Origin of the sequence: Streptomyces sp. NPDC006512 (assembly GCF_040611935.1) — a bacterium.
Taxonomy (GTDB): domain Bacteria; phylum Actinomycetota; class Actinomycetes; order Streptomycetales; family Streptomycetaceae; genus Streptomyces.
Window position 1 is genome coordinate 71,526 of the sequence record NZ_JBEXPG010000005.1, and the last position, 21,810, is coordinate 93,335.

General features: G+C 71.5%; 21 protein-coding genes and 1 pseudogene. 4 read left to right on the plus strand and 18 right to left on the minus strand.

Going from position 1 to position 21,810, the window contains the following annotated elements; translation table 11 throughout:
- The first annotated feature begins 73 nt into the window (after positions 1-73).
- Positions 74-580 (plus strand): large conductance mechanosensitive channel protein MscL, encoded by a 507-nt coding sequence (mscL, locus tag ABZZ17_RS05160; RefSeq protein WP_356872144.1) that lies wholly within the window; start codon positions 74-76, stop codon positions 578-580.
- Between the two features lie 13 nt (positions 581-593).
- On the opposite strand, the gene ABZZ17_RS05165 is transcribed toward mscL, so the two are convergent.
- The 12 genes and pseudogenes from ABZZ17_RS05165 to ABZZ17_RS05220 all read right to left on the minus strand — a co-directional run bounded on the left by ABZZ17_RS05165 (position 594) and on the right by ABZZ17_RS05220 (position 12,929).
- Positions 594-806, minus strand: a complete 213-nt coding sequence (locus tag ABZZ17_RS05165; protein ID WP_356872146.1) for a hypothetical protein — start codon at positions 804-806, stop codon at positions 594-596.
- A 61-nt stretch (positions 807-867) separates the two neighbouring features.
- The gene (locus ABZZ17_RS05170) at positions 868-2,295 is read right to left on the minus strand and encodes a NarK family nitrate/nitrite MFS transporter (RefSeq protein ID WP_356872148.1); all 1,428 of its coding nucleotides are present in this window, start codon (positions 2,293-2,295) and stop codon (positions 868-870) included.
- A 2-nt stretch (positions 2,296-2,297) separates the two neighbouring features.
- The gene (locus ABZZ17_RS05175) at positions 2,298-2,666 is read right to left on the minus strand and encodes a hypothetical protein (RefSeq protein WP_356872150.1); all 369 of its coding nucleotides are present in this window, start codon (positions 2,664-2,666) and stop codon (positions 2,298-2,300) included.
- A complete protein-coding gene (locus ABZZ17_RS05180) occupies positions 2,663-3,322 on the minus strand; it encodes a Rieske (2Fe-2S) protein (RefSeq protein WP_356872151.1) in 660 nt (219 codons plus the stop codon). Before ABZZ17_RS05180 ends, ABZZ17_RS05175 begins: the two co-directional genes overlap by 4 nt.
- Positions 3,319-3,918 carry a 4Fe-4S dicluster domain-containing protein gene (locus tag ABZZ17_RS05185; RefSeq protein ID WP_356872153.1) on the minus strand — a complete coding sequence of 200 codons (600 nt, stop codon included), beginning with the start codon at positions 3,916-3,918 and terminating at the stop codon, positions 3,319-3,321. The genes ABZZ17_RS05180 and ABZZ17_RS05185 overlap by 4 nt, the downstream gene beginning before the upstream one ends.
- Positions 3,919-3,924: 6 nt before the next feature.
- Entirely contained in the window at positions 3,925-6,243 is a 2,319-nt protein-coding gene (locus ABZZ17_RS05190) for a molybdopterin oxidoreductase family protein (protein WP_356872155.1), read from the minus strand.
- A complete protein-coding gene (locus tag ABZZ17_RS05195) occupies positions 6,240-7,340 on the minus strand; it encodes an MFS transporter (RefSeq protein ID WP_356872157.1) in 1,101 nt (366 codons plus the stop codon). Before ABZZ17_RS05195 ends, ABZZ17_RS05190 begins: the two co-directional genes overlap by 4 nt.
- A gap of 68 nt (positions 7,341-7,408) precedes the next feature.
- A complete protein-coding gene (gene pflA / locus ABZZ17_RS05200; RefSeq protein WP_356872159.1) occupies positions 7,409-8,236 on the minus strand; it encodes a pyruvate formate-lyase-activating protein in 828 nt (275 codons plus the stop codon).
- A gap of 50 nt (positions 8,237-8,286) precedes the next feature.
- Positions 8,287-10,557: a formate C-acetyltransferase gene (gene pflB, locus ABZZ17_RS05205; RefSeq protein ID WP_356872161.1), complete on the minus strand. Its 2,271-nt coding sequence runs from the start codon at positions 10,555-10,557 to the stop codon at positions 8,287-8,289.
- Between the two features lie 229 nt (positions 10,558-10,786).
- Positions 10,787-11,251: an anaerobic C4-dicarboxylate transporter family protein gene (locus ABZZ17_RS05210; RefSeq protein ID WP_356872163.1), complete on the minus strand. Its 465-nt coding sequence runs from the start codon at positions 11,249-11,251 to the stop codon at positions 10,787-10,789.
- A 34-nt stretch (positions 11,252-11,285) separates the two neighbouring features.
- Positions 11,286-11,405 (minus strand): annotated as a pseudogene (locus ABZZ17_RS05215) (anaerobic C4-dicarboxylate transporter family protein); the annotation flags it as partial.
- Between the two features lie 117 nt (positions 11,406-11,522).
- Entirely contained in the window at positions 11,523-12,929 is a 1,407-nt protein-coding gene (locus ABZZ17_RS05220; RefSeq protein ID WP_356872165.1) for a NarK family nitrate/nitrite MFS transporter, read from the minus strand.
- Positions 12,930-13,236: 307 nt separating this feature from the next.
- Here ABZZ17_RS05220 and ABZZ17_RS05225 point away from each other — a divergent pair, with 307 nt between their 5' ends.
- Both ABZZ17_RS05225 and ABZZ17_RS05230 read left to right on the plus strand, forming a co-directional pair.
- Positions 13,237-14,406: a low temperature requirement protein A gene (locus ABZZ17_RS05225; protein WP_356872167.1), complete on the plus strand. Its 1,170-nt coding sequence runs from the start codon at positions 13,237-13,239 to the stop codon at positions 14,404-14,406.
- Between the two features lie 78 nt (positions 14,407-14,484).
- A complete protein-coding gene (locus ABZZ17_RS05230; RefSeq protein WP_356872169.1) occupies positions 14,485-15,738 on the plus strand; it encodes a cytochrome P450 in 1,254 nt (417 codons plus the stop codon).
- A gap of 165 nt (positions 15,739-15,903) precedes the next feature.
- Here ABZZ17_RS05230 and ABZZ17_RS05235 read toward each other — a convergent pair whose 3' ends face one another.
- Both ABZZ17_RS05235 and ABZZ17_RS05240 read right to left on the minus strand, forming a co-directional pair.
- On the minus strand, positions 15,904-16,398 hold the full coding sequence (locus tag ABZZ17_RS05235) for a DUF5949 family protein (protein ID WP_356872171.1): 495 nt from the start codon (positions 16,396-16,398) through the stop codon (positions 15,904-15,906).
- Positions 16,399-16,455: 57 nt separating this feature from the next.
- Positions 16,456-17,070: a hypothetical protein gene (locus ABZZ17_RS05240; protein WP_356872173.1), complete on the minus strand. Its 615-nt coding sequence runs from the start codon at positions 17,068-17,070 to the stop codon at positions 16,456-16,458.
- A 165-nt stretch (positions 17,071-17,235) separates the two neighbouring features.
- Between ABZZ17_RS05240 and ABZZ17_RS05245 the strand changes: the two genes are divergently transcribed.
- The gene (locus tag ABZZ17_RS05245) at positions 17,236-17,685 is read left to right on the plus strand and encodes a DUF6299 family protein (protein WP_356872175.1); all 450 of its coding nucleotides are present in this window, start codon (positions 17,236-17,238) and stop codon (positions 17,683-17,685) included.
- An 88-nt stretch (positions 17,686-17,773) separates the two neighbouring features.
- Here the strand turns inward: ABZZ17_RS05245 and ABZZ17_RS05250 are convergent, their stop codons facing one another.
- The 4 genes from ABZZ17_RS05250 to ABZZ17_RS05265 all read right to left on the minus strand — a co-directional run bounded on the left by ABZZ17_RS05250 (position 17,774) and on the right by ABZZ17_RS05265 (position 21,778).
- Positions 17,774-17,941 (minus strand): hypothetical protein, encoded by a 168-nt coding sequence (locus ABZZ17_RS05250; protein WP_356872177.1) that lies wholly within the window; start codon positions 17,939-17,941, stop codon positions 17,774-17,776.
- Between the two features lie 94 nt (positions 17,942-18,035).
- Positions 18,036-20,123, minus strand: coding sequence for a SpoIIE family protein phosphatase (locus ABZZ17_RS05255; protein WP_356872179.1), 2,088 nt, complete (start codon positions 20,121-20,123; stop codon positions 18,036-18,038).
- 12 nt (positions 20,124-20,135) lie between these two features.
- Positions 20,136-20,477, minus strand: coding sequence for a hypothetical protein (locus tag ABZZ17_RS05260; RefSeq protein ID WP_356872181.1), 342 nt, complete (start codon positions 20,475-20,477; stop codon positions 20,136-20,138).
- Positions 20,478-20,500: 23 nt separating this feature from the next.
- The gene (locus ABZZ17_RS05265; protein ID WP_356872452.1) at positions 20,501-21,778 is read right to left on the minus strand and encodes an NAD(P)-binding domain-containing protein; all 1,278 of its coding nucleotides are present in this window, start codon (positions 21,776-21,778) and stop codon (positions 20,501-20,503) included.
- Positions 21,779-21,810 lie beyond the last annotated feature (32 nt).

The following is a 21,810-nucleotide window of genomic DNA, read 5'->3' on the forward strand; positions in this document are numbered from 1 at the left end:
ACACGCCCGGCCTTGACTGCCGTAGCTTTCGGAACCGTTGGCTCCGTGTTCCGTAGATGCGAAGAAAGGCTCAGTGGTGAGCGAGAAGAAGAAGGAGAGCGTCCTGGCGGGCTTCAAGGCCTTCCTGATGCGCGGCAACGTGGTCGACCTGGCGGTGGCCGTCGTCATCGGCGCCGCGTTCACGAACATCGTGAACTCACTGGTGAAGGGCATCATCAGCCCGGTGATCGGTGCCATCGGCACGAAGAACCTGGACGTCTACAAGTCCTGCATCAAGAACCCGTGCGGCGTCGGGGCGGACGGCCAGCCGACGGGGGTGGAGATCCTCTGGGGTTCGGTCCTCAACGCCACGCTGACCTTCCTGATCACCGCGGCCGTCGTGTACTTCCTGATGGTGCTGCCGATGGCGAAGTACCTCGCCAAGCAGGAGGCGCGCCGCAAGGCCAAGGAGGGCGTGCAGGAGACCATGGAGATCACCGAGCTGGAGGTCCTCAAGGAGATCCGGGACACCCTGGTCGCGCAGCGCGCGGCGAACGGCGGGGGCGCCCCCGGGGCGCCGGGGTCGCGCGACGCCTTCTGACCGCCCCGGCGGATCAGATGTGGTGCGGGGGCTTCTCGTCGAGGAAGCGGGCCAGGTCGGCCGCGCTTCCGCCGGCGGGGGCCCGCTCTCCCCAGCCGCGGTCCGTGTCGTCCGAGGACTGCTGGTCCAGCGGGTCGTCGAAGACCAGCCGGGGCCTGGGCTTGGCCGGCAGCGCCCCGGTTTCGGGCTGCGGGGGCTGCGGTTCGGAGGCGGGGGCGGTGCTCATGCCTCAAGGGTACGGCCGTCCCGGCTGCGGGCCCCGCTCCTGCCCCCGCCTCCCGCGCCGGTCAGCTGGGGGCTTCCGCGCCCTTGCGGGCGTAGAACCACCAGCACACGGCGAGGCAGGTGGCGTAGAAGCCGATGAACAGCCACAGCGCGTGCGGGACCGCCATGGCGGCGAACATCGCGGGGATGAAGAAGAAGCCGTAGGCGGCGATGGCGGAGGAGAAGCCGGTCACGGCTCCCGACTCCATCTCGGACTGCTTCAGCGCGGCCGCCTGCGCTTCGGGGCCCTTCCCCTCGGCCTCGCGCATGTGCTGGTCACGGAAGATCACCGGGATCTGCCGGAAGGTGGAGCCGTTGCCCAGCCCGGAGAAGGCGAAGGCCGCCAGGAAGCCGATGAAGAAGGCCCAGAAGCTGCCCTGGTCGCCGCCGGCCGGAAGCGCGAAGACCACGACGACCAGGGACGCCGCCATGCCGACGAAGGACAGCATGGTCACCCTGGCGCCGCCCATCTTGTCGGAGAGCCAGCCGCCGGCCCAGCGCATGAGCGCGCCGATGAAGGGGCCGATCCAGGCATAGGTGGTGGCCTGGTAGCCCTGGGACTCGAAGTTGTTCTTGATCAGCAGGGGCAGGCCCGCGGCGAACCCGATGAAGGAACCGAAGGTGCCCACGTAGAGCCAGGTCATCAGCCAGTTGTGCTTGCGCTTGAAGATGATCTTCTGCTGGCTGAAGGGGGCCGAGGCCACCCTGAGGTCGTTCATCAGGAACCAGGCGAGCAGCGCCATGATCACCAGAAGGGGCACCCAGAGGAAGGCGCCGTTCTGGAGCCAGATGTCGGTGTCCTTCTTCGCGTCGTGCTGCGGGCCGCCCGCCGGGGCGCCCAGTACGGCGGCGGTGACCACCAGCGGGGCCACCAGCTGGACCACGCTGACGCCCAGGTTGCCGAGGCCTCCGTTGAGGCCGTTGGCGCTGCCCTTCTCCCGTTTGGGGAAGAAGAAGCCGATGTTCGCCATCGAAGAGGCGAAGTTCGCGCCGCCGATGCCGCAGACGGCCGCGATGAGCACCAGCTCCCAGTAGGGGGTGCCGCTGTCCTGGAGCGCGAAGCCCAGCCACAGCATGGGGGCGACCAGGATGACCGTGCTGAAGGCGGTGAACCTGCGCTCGCCGAAGATCGGTCCGATGAAGGTGTACAGGATCCGGAAGGTGCCGCCGGTGATGCCGGGGATGGCGGTCAGCCAGAACAACTGCGACTTGGAGAAGGCGAAGCCGACGTCGTTCAGCTTGACCACGGTCACCGACCAGACCTGCCAGACCACGAAGCCGAGCATCAGCGCCGGGATCGACACCCACAGGTTGCGCTGGGCGACCTTGCGGCCGGTGGACTGCCAGAAGCCTTCGTCCTCGGGACGCCAGTCCCCGATGGTGGCACCCGGCTTGTAGGTCTCCGCGCGGTGCGAACGCACCGCGGACGGGGTGGGCGTGGGTATGGACATGGTCATCGGTCCTTCGGGTCGAGGAGCCACAGGCCGATCACGACCAGGAAGGACAGGACGAGGAATCCCGCCCCCCACCAGGCCGTGCCGGTGTTTCCCTTCATCCACTCGTTGACGGTCACGGTCAGCGCCCAGAGCTGTCCGATCACGACGGTGAGTGCCAGGGCCAGCCGTGCGTTGAGCTTCGAGGAGCGCTCCGGCTCCTGTTCGGTGCCGGCCCCGGGGCCGGGGCCGGTGTGCCGGATCCGCGGGTCTCCGTATCCGCTGGTGGAGCGGATCTGCGGATACCGCTCGCGCACGGGCCGGTTCAGCCGGGGCTCGGCGCTGCCGGGCCGGTACGCGGGACGGGGAGGCAGCTGCGCGTCGCTCACGTCCGCCTGCTCTCGGTCGAGGTGGCACGGTCCGCCACGGGACAGCCCAGGCGCTGGGCCATCTCCGGACGGGACTCGCCGATCTGCCGGCACAGGGCTTCCTGGGCCTGTTCCCCCGACCGGACGGTGGCGACGGCCCAGACGCTGCCGTCGGCCTGCTCGGTCAGGAGGATCCTGGGGAGGGGGCGTGGCGGCGGTCCGGCCGTCACCTCGCCGGTGCGGGCGTCGAAGACGCCTTCGTGGCAGGGGCAGTACAGCTCCCCGGCGGGGCCGCGGTCCTCGCGCCAGAGGACGCCGCAGGCCAGGTGGGTGCAGACGGCGGAGTAGCCGACGAGGCTGCCGTCGGACAGCCGGACGGCCAGGGCTCGGTCCTCCTCGCCGGGGAACCGGAAGGCCACGGACTGTCCCGGGGGCAGGTCGTCGGCGACCTTCTTGGCCTCGGGCAGCCGCTCGCTGTCCCCGTGCCGGTGCAGGATGCCGGCGGCGACGCCGACCCCGCCGATGGCCAGGCCCCCGGAGACGGTGGCGACGATGCGCAGGTAGTCGCGGCGGGTGGTGAGGGAGTCGGCGCTGATCCGGTCGCGCAGCCGGTCGGCCGCGGCGTCGCCGTCCGAGTCGGGACCCGTTCCGGGTGCGGGCTGTTCGGTCACGCTCATCGGACATCCACTCCGTTGATCTCGACGACGGGCAGGCCGCCGGGAACGGGCCACTGGACCTTGTCGGCGGGTACGACCATCGCGACGCCCGTGCTGACCATGACGTCGCCGAAGACGAAGGAGTCGGCGACCTGCACGCCGGGACGCTCGGCCTGGAGCTCCTCGAGGGTTCCGTAGAAGAGGGCCCCGGTCGGGCAGACGGTGGCGCACATGGGGGCCAGGCCGTAGGCGGTGCGGTCGTAGCAGAGGTTGCACTTCATCTGGAGCTTCGCCTGGAGGTCGATCTTCGGAACTCCGAAGGGGCAGGCGTTGACGCAGTTGGCGCAGCCGATGCAGCGGGTGGTGTCGGCCTGCTGGACCACACCGTCGGCGGTGACCAGGATCGCGTCGGCCGGGCAGACCTCGGCGCAGGGGGCGACCGGATCCTCGCAGTGCATGCAGACGGTCGGGAGGGAGGCGACGGACATGCCGGGGTCGGTGTAGTCCAGGTGGATCATCGACTTGCCTCGGTGCGAATCGCATTCGCGGCAGGCGGAGACGCAGGCCTGGCACCCGATGCAGCGGCCCGGGTCGATGAAGATCGTGCGGCCCATCATGGCGCGTCAGCTCCTCTCGCCCGTGCCACGGCCCTGGGAGGACGTGGGGGGCTGGGCGTCGGTGCGTGAGACCTGCGTTTCCGGATAGGCCTGGTGGCCGGGGGCCGTGGGCGGCGCCGGAACCTCGTCGACCCGCTCCGCGGCCTCGATCCGGGCGGCGCACACCTTGTACTCGGGGATCTTGGACCGGGGATCGAGGGCGTCGATGGTCAGGGCGTTCGCGGCCGTCGGGACGGGCCAGTGATAGGGGATGAAGACCGTGTCGGGGCGGATGGCCTCGGTGACCAGGGCCGGGAAGACCTCGCTGCCCCGCCGGGTGACGACCCGGACCGGGTCGCCGTTGCGGAAGCCGTGCGAGGGGTGGACCTCCACCCAGGGCCGCGGGGTCTGTTCCACCAGGGCGCCCAGGCGGCGCGTCTGGTTCCCGGAGAGGAAGTGCGCGACGGTACGGCCGGTGGTCAGGGAGAGGGGGTACTCCTCGGTGTAGGGGTCCATCGGCGCGTGCCACTCGACGACCTGGAGGTGGACCTTGCCGTCGGGGTGGTAGGTCTTGCCGCCCTCGAACAGCCGGGGCGTGCCCGGGTGGTCGGTGGAGGGGCAGGGCCACATGATGCCGCCGGTCTCCTCCAGGCGCTCGTAGGTGATGCCGTAGTAGTCGTTGACGGTGCCGGCGGAGGCGACGCGCAGTTCCTCGAACACCTCGCGGGAGCCGGCGAAGTCGAACTTGTCGCCGACGCCGAGGCGGCGGGCGAGTTCGCACATCACCCAGGTGTCGGTGCGCACTCCGGCGGGGGGCTCCTGCGCCTTGTTGTGCTTGACGACGCGGGCCTCGGTGTTGGCCATGACGCCCTCGTCCTCCGCCCAGACGGTGACGGGGAAGACGACGTGGGCGTTGGTGGCGGTCTCGGAGAGGAAGAAGTCGAACTGGGCGTGGAATTCGAGGGTGTCGTAGCCGTCCTTGACCGCGCCGTAGTTGGGCAGGGACACGAACGGGTTGTTGCAGATCCCGATCAGGCCCCGGATCTCCTGGCGCTGCATCTGCCAGACCATTTCCATCATGGAGGTTCCGGCGGGCGGCAGTTCGGACTCCTCGATGCCCCAGATCGCGCAGATCTGGCGGCGGTGCTCCTCGTTCATGATGGAGCGGCCGCCGGGCAGCAGGTCGGACTTCTGGCCGTGCTCGCGGCCGCCCTGGCCGTTGCCCTGGCCGGTGATGGTTCCGTAGCCGGCGCCCGGCTTGCCGAGGTTCCCGGTGGCGACGCACAGGTTGATGATGGAGAGGCAGTTCTCGACGCCCTGCGAGTGGTGTTCGACGCCCCGCGCGTGGAAGGCCATGGCGCTCGCCGCCCGGCCGAACGTGCGGGCGACCTGGACGATCTGCTCTTCGGGGATCCCGCAGATCGCGGCGGACCGGGCGGGCGGGTAGTCCTGGACGTTCTCGCGGACCTCCTCCCAGCCGGTGGTGTGGGCGGCGAGGTAGTCCTCGTCGGCGAGTCCCTCGGCGACGATGACGTGCAGGACGGCGTTGAAGAAGGCGGAGTCGGTGCCGGGCTTGAGGGCGACGTGGATGTCGGCGGTGCGGGCGATGGCGGTCTCGCGCGGGTCGACGACGATCAGCGAGGCGCCCCGGTCCCGGGCGCCCCACACGTACTGGGTCATCACGGGGAAGCACTCCCCCACGTTGGACCCCGCGATCAGCAGGCAGTCGGTGAGGAGGATGTCCGAGAAGGGGTTTGCGGCCCGGTCGATGCCGAAGGCGAGCTTGTTGGCTCCGGCCGCGCTGACCATGCAGAGACGGCCGTTGTAGTCGACGTGCCGGGTCTTGAGGGCGACCCGGCCGAACTTGCCGACGAGGTAGGTCTTCTCGGAGTAGAGGCTGGCGCCGCCGAGGAGCCCGAAGGCGTCGTTGCCGTGGGCGCCCTGGATCCGGCGGACCTCGGAGACGGTGAAGTCGAGGGCCTCGTCCCAGGAGCACTCGCGGAACTCCTCGTCGCGGGAGCGGCGCATGAGCGGGGCCGTCAGCCGGTCGGGGTGGTTGACCTGCTGGTAGGCGTTGATGCCCTTGGGGCACAGCCGCATCCGGTTGATGTCGTGGTTGCGGGGCTCCACGCCGAAGACCTTGCCGCCCCTGTCCACGCGCAGGTACATGCCGCACTGCACGCCGCAGAAGCAGCAGTGGGTGGGGACGAGCGTCTCGCCGTTCTGGTCGGCGTGCCACTGGTCGGCGGGGATGCCGCCGGCGTCGCGGAAGTTGCGGGTGCCGGGCGGGGCGATGGACGGGTCGAGCGGCAGCGGCGCCGTCTTGGCGGGGTCCGTCGCGGTCACTTGAAGCCCTTCTTGACGTGGGTCAGGTAGGCGTTGCCGCGCAGCACCCGCTTGCAGCGCGGGCAGTACTCGGCCCAGGCGTCGAAGCCGAGCTTCAGGTCCTGCATCGTGCCGCGCAGGTTCTCCACGTACGGGGTGGTGTCGATGGGCTCGCCGCAGCGCTTGCAGGCGAAGACCTGCTCGTCCTGGCGGGCGGTGTACTTGAAGAGCTGCATGCCGACGGCGGCCGGCCGCTGCACGATGTGGAAGAACTTGCCGAAGGGGATGTAGATGAGGGTGAAGACCACCGACACCATGTGCAGGATCGCCAGGAACTCGTAGCCGCCGCCGTGCAGGAAGATCGACGAGAAGGTCAGCAGCAGCCCGGTCACCGAGATGACGATCAGGCAGATCAGCGGGAGCAGGTCGTAGGCGAAGCGCTGGCCGGTGATGGCCCCGCGGTCCTTCATGCGGCGCCACAGGAAGTACGAGGCCCCGGGGATGACGAGGACGGCGGCGATGTCCAGGCCGTGGAACATCAGCCAGCCCAGGACGTTCAGCGAGTCGAAGCCGAGGACCTTGAACCCCCAGACCCGCATCTCGTACCCGGGCCCGGAGCCGCTGTCGGCGGTGAAGGTGAACCAGCCCCAGGTCAGGGGGAAGGTGATCGCGGCGGCCAGCAGGCAGCCCCAGAAGATCAGCTGGTGTGCGGCCCAGCGGCCGCGCGAGCGGGCGCCGAGGAACTTCTGGAAGCCGAGGTAGGTGGCGATCATCTTCGGCAGGGCCGTGGGCGCCTTCTTGAAGTTGGCCGCCGAGAAGAAGCTGCCGAAGCCCTTCTTGAAGAGGCGCCGCGCGCCGGGCGCCGAGACCCAGACCGTGTACCGGTAGGCCACGCCGAAGGCCAGGAACACGGTCGCGACGGCGTACGGCAGCAGGGCGGAGTCGAAGTCCCGCAGGAGGCGGCTGCCGAGCACGATCGCGGCGATGAGCAGCAGCGAGACGACGACTCCGGCCAGGGTGGCCCGTGCGGTGACGGGCCGTCCGGCCGGAGGCGGGGGCTCCGGGGGGCCGGGCGGGGGTGGCGGGGCGTCGGCGAGTACTTCCGTGGGCTCGGACACAGCACCACGCTAGGCGGTTCGTACCGTTTCAGCCCGTTGTGCCGGATCTTCGGCTACTCCGAACGGGGTCACACGGCCGTCAGGCCGTGCGCGGCGAAGACGGCCTTCGCCCCGGCGACCTGCCCGGCGGTCGGCGAGGGGGTGTCGTGCAGGGTGAACGGCATGCCCAGGGCGTCCCACTTGCCCTCGCCCAGCTTGTGGAAGGGCAGGACGTCGACCCGCGACACGTTGCCGAGCGTCGCGGCGAAGGCGGCGACGCCCTCGATGTTCTCCCGCGCGTCGGTGAGCCCGGGCACCAGGACGAACCGCAGGTGGACCTCCTTGCCGAGGTCGGCGAGTCGGCGGGCGAAGTCCAGGGTGGGCTCCAGCGGGCGTCCGGTGACCTTGCGGTACGTCTCGCGGTCCCAGGACTTGATGTCGAGCAGGACCAGGTCGACGTCGCGCAGGAGGGCGTCGGTGGCGCGGGCTCCGAGGAAGCCGGAGGTGTCGAGGGCGGTGTGGAGGCCGAGGTCGTTCTTCATCCGGTGCAGCAGCTCGCCGGCGAAGACGGGCTGGAGCAGGGGTTCGCCGCCGGAGACGGTGGCGCCGCCCCCGGAGGCCGAGATGAACCGTGTGTACTTGCGGGCCTCGGCGATGATCTCGTCGGCCGAGGTGCGCTTGCCGTTGCGCATCCGCATGGTGTCGGGGTTGTGGCAGTACAGGCAGGTGAGCGGGCAGCCGGAGAGGAAGGTCACGAAGCGGGTCCCGGGGCCGTCGACGCCGGTGGACAGGTCCCAGGAGTGCACCGATCCCTCGCTCGGCCGCCGGGTCGCGGCGGCGGCCGGGGTGCGGCCGGCGCCGGCGAATGCGGCGGCGGCCGGGCCGACGGGGATGCTCGTACCGAAGAGGACGCTCATGGCAGGTGCTCCAGTGATCCGGTGTCTGTACGTGGGACGGCGCGGTCGGCCTAGAGGGAGCCGTGGAAGGTGCGGTTCAGCACGTCGAGCTGCTGGTCCCGCGTGAGGCGGACGAAGTTCACCGCGTAGCCGCTGACGCGGATGGTCAGCTGCGGGTAGTTCTCCGGGTGCTCCATCGCGTCCATGAGCGTGTCGCGGTTGAGGACGTTCACGTTCATGTGGAAGCCGTCGCTGGCCATGTAGCCGTCGAGGACGCCCGCCAGGTTCCTGATCCGCTCCTCGGGGGTGCGGCCGAGGCCGTCGGGGGTGACGGTGTTGGTCAGCGAGATGCCGTCCTCGGCGTCCTCGTAGGGGAGCTTGGCGACCGACAGTGCCGAGGTGACGTAGCCGTGGGTGTCGCGGCCGTTCATCGGGTTGGCGCCCGGGGAGAAGGGTTCGCCGGCGCGGCGTCCGTCCGGTGTGTTGCCGGTCTTCTTGCCGTAGACGACGTTCGAGGTGATCGTCAGCACGGACTGGGTGTGCTCGGCGCCCCGGTACGTCTCGTGCTTGCGCACCTTCTTCATGAACTCCTCGACGAGCCAGACGGCGATGTCGTCGACGCGGTCGTCGTTGTTGCCATAGGCGGGGTAGGCGCCGTCGACGACGTAGTCGGTGGCCAGGCCGGTCTCGTCGCGGACGGCCGTGACCCGGGCGTGCTTGATCGCGGAGAGGGAGTCGGCCGCGACCGACAGTCCGGCGATGCCGCAGGCCATGGTGCGGCGGACGTCGCGGTCGTGGAGGGCCATCTCGATGCGCTCGTAGGCGTACCGGTCGTGCATGTAGTGGATGACGTTCAGGGCGTGGACGTAGGTGGCGGCGAGCCATTCCATCTGCTCGTCGAACTTCGCCATGACCTGGTCGTAGTCCAGTACCTCGGAGGTGAGGGCGCCGGTCTCGGGGCCCACCTGGGCGCCGGACTTCTCGTCCCGGCCGCCGTTGATGGCGTAGAGCAGGGTCTTGGCGAGGTTCACGCGGGCACCGAAGAACTGCATCTGCTTGCCGACGGGCATCGCCGAGACGCAGCAGGCGATGGCGGTGTCGTCGCCGAAGCGCGGGAGCATCAGCTCGTCGGACTCGTACTGCACCGAGGAGGTGTCGATCGAGACGCGGGCGCAGAACTCCTTGAAGCCCTGCGGCAGTCGCGGGGACCAGAAGACCGTCATGTTCGGCTCGGGGGCCGGGCCGAGGTTGTAGAGGGTCTGGAGGTAGCGGAAGGAGGTCTTCGTGACCAGCGGACGGCCGTCCTCGCCCATGCCGGCGATCGACTCGGTGACCCAGGTGGGGTCCCCGCTGAACAGCTCGTCGTACTCCGGGGTGCGCAGGAAGCGGACGATGCGGAGCTTGATGATGAAGTCGTCGACCAGTTCCTGGGCCTGCTCCTCGGTGAGGAGGCCGGAGTTGATGTCGCGCTGGAGGTAGACGTCGACGAAGGTGGAGGTGCGGCCCAGCGACATGGCCGCGCCGTTCTGCTCCTTCACGGCGGACAGGTAGGCGAAGTACAGCCACTGGATGGCCTCACGGCCGGTGGAGGCGGGGCGGGAGACGTCGTATCCGTAGGCGGCGGCCATCGCCTTGAGTTCGGCGAGCGCGCGGATCTGCTCGGAGAGCTCCTCGCGCAGGCGGATCGTCTCCTCCAGTGAACGGGGGCCCGCCGGGAGGGCGTTCAGCTCCTCCTTCTCCTCCTTCTTGAAGGCGATGAGGCGGTCGACGCCGTACAGGGCCACGCGGCGGTAGTCGCCGATGATGCGGCCCCGGCCGTAGGCGTCCGGGAGTCCCGTGACGATGCCGGCCTTGCGGGCGGCGCGGATCTCGGGGGTGTAGGCGTCGAAGACACCGGCGTTGTGGGTCTTGCGGTATTCGGTGAAGACCTTCTCCAGGTCCTCGGAGACCGGGTAGCCGTAGGTCTCCAGCGCGCCGGCGACCATGCGCCAGCCTCCGTACGGCATGATCGCGCGCTTGAGCGGGGCGTCCGTCTGGAGGCCGACGATCAGGTCCTTGTCGCGGTCGATCCAGCCGGGGGCGTGCGCGGTGATCGACGACGGGATGTCGTGCGCGATGTCGTAGACGCCCCTCTCGCGCTCCTCGGGGAACTTGTCCGTGATGGCCTTCCACACGGCGGTGGTGCGCTCGGTGGGGCCGGCGAGGAAGCTGTCGTCACCCTCGTACGGCGTGTAGTTCTGCTGGATGAAGTCGCGGACGTCTATGGCGTCGCGCCACAGACCGCCCTTGAAGCCGTCCCAGGCCTCGGCGTTCTTCGTGGTTTCCGCAGGGGTGGCAGTCATGGCCGGCACCTTCTTGAGTCGCCTCGTTGCTTGTGTCCATTGCACGCCTTTTGATCGATCATTTGGCGCCGCGTTGGTCCCGAGCTGGGGCCCGAAGGTCCCTCCCTGGGGGGCGGCCGGGCCTACACATGTGGCTTGACCTGGTGTTTCCGTAGGGTCGAAGGTCCGTCGTGCGCTTGTGAACGTATTCACAAGAATCTTCTGACCGGGTCGCCGGAGGCCCGATAAGTCAGATGATCCGCACCAGGGCGAAGCCTGTGGATACGGCGACGCACGTCGTGACGAGCCCCGGCAGCATGAAGGAGCCGTTCACCGCGGGCCACGCGGCGATCAGGGGGTCCGGGATGCCGAGGGCCGGACCCGGCGGCATCAGGGCCTTGGCGGTGGTGGCCTGGCCGAAGGGCAGGGCGGAGAGGAGGAGCAGCATGACCGGGGAGAACCAGGGGTGGGTCCGCGCCACGCCGCCGAGGGCGCCGGTGATCCGGGCCTTGTCGGCCCCGATGAAGGACAGGACGACGACGGCCGCGGTCCCGCCGAGGAAGAGGTACGCGGACCAGCGCGCCCGCGGCGGCGCCGGCCGCGGGCCGGTTCCGGCGGGGGCGGGGGGCTCGATCTCGCCCGAGGCCGGCATCCGCAGGCACCCGGGATCCTGGTGGAGGTCCCGGCCGGTCCGGGCCTGCACAGTGGCCGCCACGAGGACGCCCGGCAGGGTCGCGGGCGGGCGCGACGAAGCCGACGCGGCGGGGGTTGCGCCGGAGCGTGCGATCGGCCCGGCCGACCAGGAAGTCGATGGCGCCCGCCGCTTCCCTCGCGGCGGGCGCCATGATCACCGCCAGGATGATCGGCATGGCGTCGACGATGCCGGGGGTGCCGGCGGGCGCCACCCCCGGAGCAGGTGGCCGGGACGAACACCCCGACGGCCTCCCACAGCCCCATGGCGACCCTTCCCTTGCGGGAGCCGCGCTCTAGCTGGGGGCTTCCGCACCCTTGCGGGCGTAGAACCACCAGGCGACGACCACGCAGCTGGCGTAGAAGGCCACGAAGCCCCACATCGCGCTGGTGACCGCGAAGTTGGCGAACATCGCCGGGATGAAGAAGAAGCCGTAGGCCGCGATGGCGGCGGTGAAGCCGGTCACCGCACCCGACTCGATCTCCGCCTGCTTCAGGGCCGCCGCGTACTGCTCCGTGCCCTCCGTCAGGCCCTTCAGGTGCTGGCTCCGGAAGATCACCGGGATCTGGCGGAAGGTCGACCCGTTGCCGATGCCCGAGAAGAAGAACGCCGCCAGGAAGCAGAGGAAGAAGCCGGGGAAGGAGCCCGGACCGGAGCCGGCCGGCAGGAAGGTGATCACTCCGATGATCGAGGCGGCCATGCCGACGAAGGAAAGGATCGTCACCCGGGCGCCGCCCAGCTTGTCGGCGATCCAGCCCCCCGCCCAGCGTGCCAGGGCGCCCAGGGCCGGGCCCATCCAGGCGTAGGTCGCGACCGAGTAGTCCGGGAAGGTGGTCTTGATGAGCAGCGGCAGCGCGGCGGCGAAGCCGATGAAGGAGCCGAAGGTGCCGACGTAGAGCCAGGTCATCAGCCAGTTGTGCTTGCGCTTGAAGATGATCTTCTGCTGGCTGAAGGGGGTGGAGGCGACCTTCAGGTCGTTCTGACCGAACCAGGCGACCGCCGCGAGCACGATGAGGACCGGGACCCACACGAACGCGGCGTTCTGGAGGTACAGCTCCGAGCCGTCGGCCTTCTTCTGGCCCGCGCCGATCGCCAGGACCGAGGAGGTGATCAGGATCGGCGTGAGCAGCTGCACCACCGAAACGCCCAGGTTGCCCAGGCCGCCGTTGATGCCGGTGGCGTTGCCCTTCTCCCGCTTCGGGTAGAAGAAGCCGATGTTGGCCAGCGAGGAGGAGAAGTTGGCGCCTCCGATGCCGCAGAGCGCGGCGATCGCGACCATCGTGGTGTAGGAGGTGTCCGGGTTCTGCACCGCGAAGCCGAGCCACAGCAGCGGGACGATCAGCACCACCGTCGAGAGCGCCGTGAAGCGGCGCTGCCCGATCATCGGGCCGAGGAAGGTGTAGAAGATGCGGGCGGTACCTCCGGTGATGCCCGGGACGGCGGTCAGCCAGAACAGCTGCGACTGGGAGAAGCCGAAGCCGACGTCCTTCAGGTTCGTCGCGGTGATGCTCCACACCTGCCAGACCACGAAGGCCACCAGCAGCGCCGGCACGGCGATCCAGAGGTTGCGCGTCGCGACCTTCTTGCCGGTGGTGCGCCAGAAGGAGGGATCCTCCGGCGTCCACTCGGTGATGGTGCGGCCCGGGCGGTACTGCGCCGGATCGGCCGACACCTCTGGCGCTTGCTGCGTGGCGGAGCTCATGGCGTGGTCCTGAACGTCGAGAAGGGTCCTGACCTATCCAGGTTCATCCGCCGGGCGCGTCCCGCGTCAGGGGCGAACGTCGTGTGGGCGACAGGACAAGGTCCCGCCGCCCCCAGTGCGTTCGTCGCCCTCCGGGAGGCCGGGCACGACCGGGTCGCGGTGACCGCGCACCCGCCGCCCGGCCGGCCGCGGATCGCCCGGCCGGTGCCGGACCGGTACGGGCCCCAGGAGTCCGCCCGGGGTACCCGCGTGCCGCGGGCCGCGCGCCTCGCCTGCCAGGGCGCCCGGCTTTGCTGTCCTGGGCGGTATGACGACGTACGTACCGATGACCGCCCGCAGCCGCCACGAGGACCATCGGGCGGCGACCCCGCTGGAGCTGTTCTTCGACCTGTGCTTCGTCGTCGCGATCGCCCAGGCCGGGGCGCGACTGGTACACGCCCTCGCGGAGGGGCATCCGGGGACCGGCGTGATCGGCTACTTCTTCGTCTTCTTCGGCGTGTGGTGGGCGTGGATGAACTTCACGTGGTTCGCCTCCGCCTACGACTGCGACGACGTGCCGTACCGGATCGCCACGCTCGTGCAGATCGCCGGTGTCCTCGTCTACGCGGCGGGCGTGAGCCGCGCCTTCGACGACAACGACTGGGTGGTGGCCGTCGTCGGCTACCTCATCATGCGCGTCGCGCTCACCGCCCAGTGGCTGCGGGCCGGGGCGGGCGAGAGCGGCCCGGCACGGACGGCGGCGTTCACGTACGCGGCGGGACTGGTGGTGTGCCAGGCGGGCTGGGTGGGGCTGCTGTTCGCCCCGGACGACTCGAAGCGCTGGCTGTTCGTGGTGCTGCTGTTCGCCGAGCTGCTCGTCCCGGTGGTGGCGGAGCGCCACCACCAGACGCCCTGGCACGCCCACCACATCGTGGAGCGGTACGGCCTGTTCACCATCATCGTGCTCGGCGAGACCATCGCCGCGAGCACCGTGGCCGTGAAGTCGGCGCTCGACGAGCACGAGGCCCTGGGCGAGCTGCTGCCCATCGCCGCGGGCGGACTACTGATCGTCTTCGCCGCCTGGTGGATCTACTTCGCGGTGCCGATGCACACGCGGCTGAACTCCAACCGCCAGGCGATCCCGTGGGGCTACGGCCACCTGCTGGTCTTCGGCGCGGGTGCGGCGATCGGCGCGGGCATCGAGGTCGCGGTCGAGCACGCCGTCGGCAAGGCGCACATCTCGCAGGTGGCGGCCAACGCCGCCGTCACCGTCCCGTCCGCGCTGTTCCTGATGATGGTGTGGGCGCTGCACTCGCGGCACTTCAAGCGCGGCCTCGCCCAGCAGCTGGTGCTGCCGCTCTCCGCCGTCGCACTCCTCGCCTGCACCTGGGCGGGCCCGTACGCGGTCCTCTACGCGGGCCTGGTCGCGACGCTCACGGTGGCGGTCGGCCAGACCCTGGCAGTCCACGGCCCGGGAGCCCGTACCGCGACCGGGTGAACGGCGCCCGACCCGTCACTCCCGCGCCCCCGGACCCGTTCAGCAGCTCAGCGCAACGGCGACAGGAAGAGACGGACCATGACACTCCCCCCACAACGCCACGCGGACGGCACCGGCCCCGGAGCGGAGCTCGCCGACCCGGGGTTCTGGCAGCTCCCACCGGAGCGGCGGCTGGCGGCCTTCGCCCGGCTGCGCGCCCTGGAATCGCCGGTGTTCGTGCCCGAAGGGGCCGGCCACTGGGCCCTCGTACGGCACGCGGACGTGCAGGAGGCGAGCCGCCTGCCCAAGGTGTTCGCGAGCGCGCCCGGAGTCACGACGCCCGAGCCCGCCCGGTGGGTGCGGGCCCTGTTCGGGGACTCCATGGTCAACCTGGACGGGCCGGACCACGCGCAGCTGCGGAAGATCGTGCAGCGGGCCTTCACGCCCCGGCTGCTGGCGGCCGCGGAGGAGGACATCCATGCGGTGGCGGCCCGCATCGTGGACGACGTACTGGCCGAAGAGCCGGACGAGTTCGTCTCGGCGGTGGCCTCGCGGCTCCCGCTGGAGGTCATCTGCAACATGATGGGGATCCCGGAGCGCTACCGGGCGGAGATCGCCGACCGGGTCAACCACGCCTCGGAGAACATCGGTGTGGAGCGCGGCCTGGCGGCCCGGCTGCGGATGCCCGGGCGCGGCCTCCGCGCCCTGGCGCGGATGCAGCGGATGGTCGCGGGCATCGGCCGGGAGCGGCGCAGGCACCCGACGGACGACCTGATCTCGGCGCTGGTCACCGCGAACGTGGACGGCCAGGCGCTCGGCGCCCGCCAGCTCGGCGCGTTCTTCTCGCTGTTGATGGTGGCCGGGGTGGAGACCACCCGCAACGCCATCACCCACGGCCTGACCCTGCTGACCGACTTCCCGGAGCAACGGGACCTGCTGCTCTCGGACTTCGAGAAGTACGCCGACGGCGCGGTGGACGAGATGATCCGGCACTCGACGCCCATCATCCAGTTCCGCCGGACGGTCGCCGCCGAACACACGCTGGGCGGGCACCTGTTCACGCCCGGCGACAAGGTGGTGCTGTACTACGCGGCCGCCAACCGCGACGAGGCGGTCTTCCCGGACCCCGACGCCTTCGACATCACCCGCTCCCCCAACCCCCACCTGGGCTTCGGCGGCGGCGGACCGCACTTCTGCCTGGGCGCGCACCTGGCGCGGGTGGAGATGAAGGCACTGTTCCGCGAGCTGCTCACCCGCCCCGTGGGCCTGCGGGCGGTGGGCCTCCCCGATCTGGCGGGGTCCAGCTTCGACAACCGGGTCCGTTCGCTGCGGTTCGCCTTCGAACGGCCCTGACCGGCGGCCCTGACCTCCGGCGGGCCGGGACCGGCGGCCCGGAGCGGCGGAACCGGCCACCGGGCAGGCTGGGAGCCCGGCGGCCGGAGCGGGTGGCGGCGCCGCCGTCCCCGCGGGCACCACCGCCCCCGCGGGCGGCGCTGCTGCGAGTGGCCGCCGCGGGCGCTACTTCTGCAGGCTCTGCACGGTGACGACGCAGTGGGCGCTGCTGGTGAGCACCTCCTCGTCACCGGCGAACGCCTGGAGGACCTCCGCGGTGACGGGCTTGCCGGGGACCGCCTCGGGCCAGGCGCGGGTGGCGAAGAGGAAGTACGCCTGCCCGCTCTCGTTGGCCGCGTCCACCCACTCCGGCGGGGCGGTGCAGGTCGCGTTCAGCCCCGGCATGGTCAGCGCGATCTGGTTGTCCGCGAGGAGGACCTTGACGTCGAACTTGTGCGGGTTGCGGGTGCCGTCCATGACCACGTCCCCGATGGGCAGGCCGATCTCCTCCAGCAGCCCGCGGGCGGCCGCCTCGCCGGCCTCCCGGCCCTGGGGGCCGTCGCCCAGCGTGTAGGCGAGGAGGTACGGGATGTCGTGCCCTTCGGAGGGGTCGCCGATCCAGGCGAGCACCGAAAGGGTGCCGAGGTGGGACCGGTCGATTTCGGCTTGCGTTGAAGTCATGCGCCGCACCTTAGTGCTCCGCCACCCGGCCCTTTCACGGCCTTTCACCCGGGCGGGCTAGACCGCCCAGAAACCCCCTCCGGAATTCGGCAGCATGTTCGCGTCCTGGTACTGGACCCGTACGACGCGCGCGTTTTCCGGGATTTCGAACACGACCCATCCCTCGGCCCGCTCACCGACCGAGAGGGAATCGAAGACGAGGGGTTTGCCGGTCGTCAGTTCACCGGTGCGCACCACCGGGTAACGCTTTCCCGCGCTGTCGTGCGCCCACATGCGCCCGAGCGCCCCGTACGAGGCTCCGCCGACGTTGACGAACGACATCGAGGCGGCCACCCAGCGCTTCCCCGCGGGCGGCACGAAGTTCGGCTCGACGCTGACCGCCGGGTCGACGTACGCGGCGAGGACCACCTGGAGGTGGCGGCCCACCTCGCGCCCTTGCACCCGTACGGGGTCACCCACATGGGCTTCCTTCACGGCGGCCGGCACCGCCCCCTGCGCGGGTGCGGCCGGGTCTTCGTCGGCGCCGGGCGCGCCGTCGTCGACCGGGACGGCGGGCGCCGCGGCGGGGGCCAGCACGGGCGCCTCGGCGGTGCCGGAGCAGGCCGTGGCACCGAGGAGCAGGAGCGGGAGGAGGGCGGCGGCCGCGAGGGCGGGAGCGGAATGGCTGCGCATACGGGATCCCTTCGGGGATCTTCGGGGGACTTATTCCGGTCAGTCTCACGCGCCCGAGCGGGCAATTGCACACACCGACACGGGCGCGGGGAGCGAGTTGCCCGCCAACTGCCAGCACAATACGTTCCGACGGAATGCCAACACCCTCGTCCACCTGGAGGAAGAATGCGTACGATCGGCAGCCGGCTGGCCCTCACGGCCTTCTCCGCACTGGCCGTCACGGCCGTCATGGCCGTGCCCGCGGAGGCCACCGTTTTCCATCAGGAGATTTCCGTACGGTCGGATGCTCACATCGCCGAGGACGGCCGGGTCATCCTTTCCGGGTCCTACCGCTGCGAGGCCGCGTCACCCGTGGGGGCGGTCCAGATCAAGGCCACGGTGATCCAGGAGGGCGTCCGCCTGACGATGGGCGGCGGCGAGGCCCTGTGCGACGGCCACGAGCACCCGTGGCGGGCCGAGAGCAAGCCGGGCCGCACCTGGGGCGTGCACGGGGGCGGGGCACGGGCGGAGGGCCGCCTGGAGGAGATCCACTTCGGCGGCGGGATGCTGCCGCGGGCCGTCGACACGGTCGCCGAGGACGCCCGCGACGTCACGGTGTACGACCACCGCCGCTAGCGCCGTGGGGGCCCTCCGGTCCGGTAGCTGCCGCTGCCGGCCTCCGGGCGCCCCGGGCAGGTGCTCCCGTACCGCGGCGGGCCCGCGCCTACCTGCATTCGGGCGCGACGCCCGTCATCGACATGAACGCCACCGTCTGGCACCCGGGGTCCGCGTGCGGACGCCCCGTCGTCCAGTCCACGACCGTGGGGACCCCGGCCGCCAGGAGCAGCGCCGCCAGGAGCGCGGTGACCGCGCCCCGGTTCAGGCGGCGCACAGCGGGTTCCGTCGGGAAGCCTTCAAGACCGTCCGTTCCATGGCCGCATCATCACCCCGCACCCCGCCCGCCACAACCCGGGGTAGGCGGCCGGTCACCCTCCGGCGCGACGCACCCCTCCCACGTCGAACTCGCACCAGACGGCCTTGCCGTCCCCGCGGGACTCCACCCCCCAGTGCGTGGCCAGCGCGTCCACCAGCAGCAGCCCGCGCCCCGTGGTGGCCGCCTCGCCCGGGCTGCGCCGGCGCGGCCACACGCTGGAGCGGTCCTTGACCCAGAGCCGGATCCGCCGGACCGGCTCCGGCAGCACCTCCATCGTCAGCACCGCGCCGCCGTCCGTGTGCAGCAGGGCGTTGACCAGCAGTTCCCCCGCCGCGAGTTCCACGTCGTCGGCGAGCTCGGCCATGCCCCAGTCCCGCAGGGCCTGCCGCAGGGCGTAGCGGGCCTCCGAGAGCCCTTCGGGGTCGGCCTGGTGGACGTACTGGTGAATGCGGGGCGCGCGGTGCGTGCCCGGGTCCGGGGCGCGCCGCAGCACGAGCAGGGCCACGTCGTCCCCGGAGCCCCAGCGCTCCCAGAGCCGGTCCGAGAGGTGGTCGGCGAGCGCCCCCGCCCCCTGCGGGCCGCTGCGCACCGCGTGGGCGAGGGCCTCCATGCCCTGGGTGATGGCGGTACCGGGCTCCTCGACCAGGCCGTCCGTGCACAGCACGAGGGTCTCCCCGGGGACCAGGTCGAGACGCGTCTCGGGGAACTCCTCCTGCGCGAAGACCGAGGCGAGCCCGAGCGGCAGGCCGCCGCGCACGTTGGGCCAGCCGGTACGCCCGTCCGTGTGCCGGATCAGCGGGCCGAGGTGGCCCGCGCGCACGGCCCGTACGCCACCGGTCTCCAGGTCCACCTGTGCGTACATGCAGGTGGCGAAGCGTTCGGTGTCGAGCTCGGCGAGGAAGCGCGAGGCCCGCGCCAGCACGGTCGACGGCGAATGCCCCTCGCCCGCGTAGGCGCGCAGCGCGATCCGCAGCTGGCCCATGATGGCCGCCGCGTGCGTGTCGTGGCCCTGGACGTCACCCACGACGATCCCGACGCGGTCGCGGGGCAGCGCGATCACGTCGTACCAGTCCCCGCCGACCTCCCGCCCGCTCCAGGCGGAGTGGTAGCGGACCGCGATCTCCCCGCCGGTGATCTCCGGGATCCGGCGGGGCAGCATGGCGGCCTGGAGGCCCGTCGCGAACTCCCGCTCCTGGTCGAAGAGCAGCGCCCGCTGGAGGGACTGGGCGACGATGCCGGCCAGGCCGAGGCACAGGTTGCGCTCCTCGGGACTGAACTCGCTGCGCCGCCGGTAGAAGAGCACGAGTCCGCCGATGGCCTTGGCCTGGGCGATCAGGGGGAGGTAGGCGGCCGCGTCGTAGCGGATCCGGTTCAGGTAGTCGGCCAGCAGCGGGAACTCGTCGGCGAGCTCGGTGAGCGAGGTGACGAAACGCGCCGTGCGGGTGATCACCGCCCGGGACAGCGGAAGCGATCCGTCCAGCCGGGTGAAGCGCCGCTCGCTGAGGATCTCCAGCGTTTCCCCGCTCAACGCGATGATCTTGATGGCGCCGTTCTCGACCAGCCCCAGGGCCAGCCCGTCGGCGCCGAGCCGCTCCAGCGCGCCCGCGCCGGTCAGCGCGGCCGTGACGTCGTCGACCGTCACCGCCCGCGACAGTGCCTCCGTGGTGCGCTGCACGATGGTGGCCTGCTGGGCGCGCGCCGTCTCCAGCTTGCGCAGCACCGTGGCGTGGGCGAGCTCGGCCGTCGCGTCCCGGACGATGCCGACGATCCGCCGGGGGCGGCCGTCCGGGTCGCGCAGTACCCGGCCCTGGGTGTGCGTCCACTGGTCGACGCCGTCGCGCCGCTGCACCGTGAAGTAGGAGCCGTACGTCTCCCCGCCGCCGTCCAGGACCCCGAGCACGGTGTCCCCGAGGCGCGCCGCTTCGTCGGGCGGGATCCTCAGCCCGAGGCCCTCCGGGGTCCGGTCGAACTCCTCCGGCTCCAGGTCGAAGACGACCAGTCCGGCCTCGTCGAGCGTCAGCGTCCCGGTGCCCAGGTCCCACTCGAAGCTGCCCATGCCGTTCAGGGCGAGCCGCTCGCCCGGCCCGGTCAGGGGACTCTCCCGGCCCTGCTCGGATCTGTCGCGCTCCGCCGCTGCCAAGAGACACACCACCTAACGGCCGGGCCAGCACGGCTGGGAGATCAGCCGCTCCCATTCCTCGTCAGGATGCCCCGGAAGGGTGCGTCCGGCCTCCCGCCACCGCTTGACGAGGGAGAGGTAGATCGCGCACGGGTCCCCGGCCGGAAAGGCTCCGGATCCGCGGGGCTGCGGCTGGGGCGCGGCGGCCGTGGACCCGTACGCCGGAGCCCCGTAGGCCGGTGCCCCGTACGCCGGAGCCCCGTACGCCGGAGCCCCGTAGGGGCCGGGCGCGGCCGTCCTGGCCGGGGGCTGTTCGCCGCGGCTGGCGGGGATGCGCACCCAGCCACGGCCGCCCTGTGCTCGCTCCGCTCCCATCGCGGACCCCTCTCAGGTGGATCTCAGCGCAGATACGTCTTCGGATGACCGGCGGCCGCCCGGTCGGACCGGGCGCCGCCCGTGGAGCCCGGCAGCGGACCCCGGGCGCCGAGACGCCTGCGGACTCCTTTCACCAGTCTCCCCGCCGTGAACCCCGCACCGTGCACGAATCGCATGGAAGGGCCGAATGAGGGAGCCGTCAGCAGTCCCGCGAAGAACAGTCCGGGCCAGGAGGACTCGAAGCCGGCGCTCAGCTCCGGCGTCCCGCCGTCCGCCACGGTCTCCAGCGCGGCCCGCAGCCGGGCGTCGAGGAGCTCCAGCCGCCGCAGGTCCGGCGCGAACCCGGTCGCCGCGATGACGTGCGCCGCGTCCAGTACGACGGACTCCCCCGCGGCGGTGGTCAGACCGAGCCGGGTCCGCCCGCCGACCGCCGCGGCCGCCCGCTGCAACCGGTGTCCCAGCAGCGCCGGCACCCGCCGCTCGAAGCGCTCCCGCAGCCACCAGGCCCCGGCGGGCCCGAGCGCCGTGGCCGCGATCCGCTCCCGCGTCGGCGCGGGCAGCCGCCGCACGGCCCAGGGCAGCTCCGACCACACCCAGCTGCGCCAGCCCGTGCCGAGTCCGCTGTGCGGTTCGCGCAGGGCCCGCAGCAGCGGCCGCTCCAGCGGCTGCGGGACGGTGTTCCAGTTCAGCCGGGCGCGCCGGGCCACCAGACACGGCCGGGCGCCCGCCTCCGCGAGCAGCGCGGCCGTCTCCAGGGCGGCCTGCCCGGCCCCGAGCACGGCCACGTCGAGGCCGGCGAAGCGCGCCAGGTCGCGGTGGTCGCTGCTGTGCGACACGTGCCCGGGCGGCAGCTCCCGCAGGATCTCGGGGTACCGGGTGAAGGGCATCACCCCGACCGCTACGGCCACCGTCCGGGCCAGCAGCGGGGGCCCCTCGGCCGTGCGGATCAGGAAGCCCTCCCCCTGCGGGGTGACCTCGGTGACGGTCACCTCCTCCACCTCGGGCGCGGCCTGCCGGGCGAACCAGAGCCCGTACGCGCTGAAGGTGCCGATCGGCAGCGGGCCGCCGTGCTCGGCCGTCACGCCGAGCCCGGCGCAGTAGTCGGCCAGGGTGTGGCGCCCGCCGGGCGCGGAGAGGTTGGAGGACCAGGGCTCCGACTTGAGGAACATCCCCTCGGGCATGTGGTCCCGCCAGGACGCCATGGGCCGCCCCAGCACGCGCACCCCGAGCCCGGCCGCGGCCGCGTGCGCGGCGATCGACAGCCCGTACGGTCCCGCGCCGACCACCACGAGGTCGTCCACCCGCGTCACGGCCCCTCCTCCGATCCGATCGT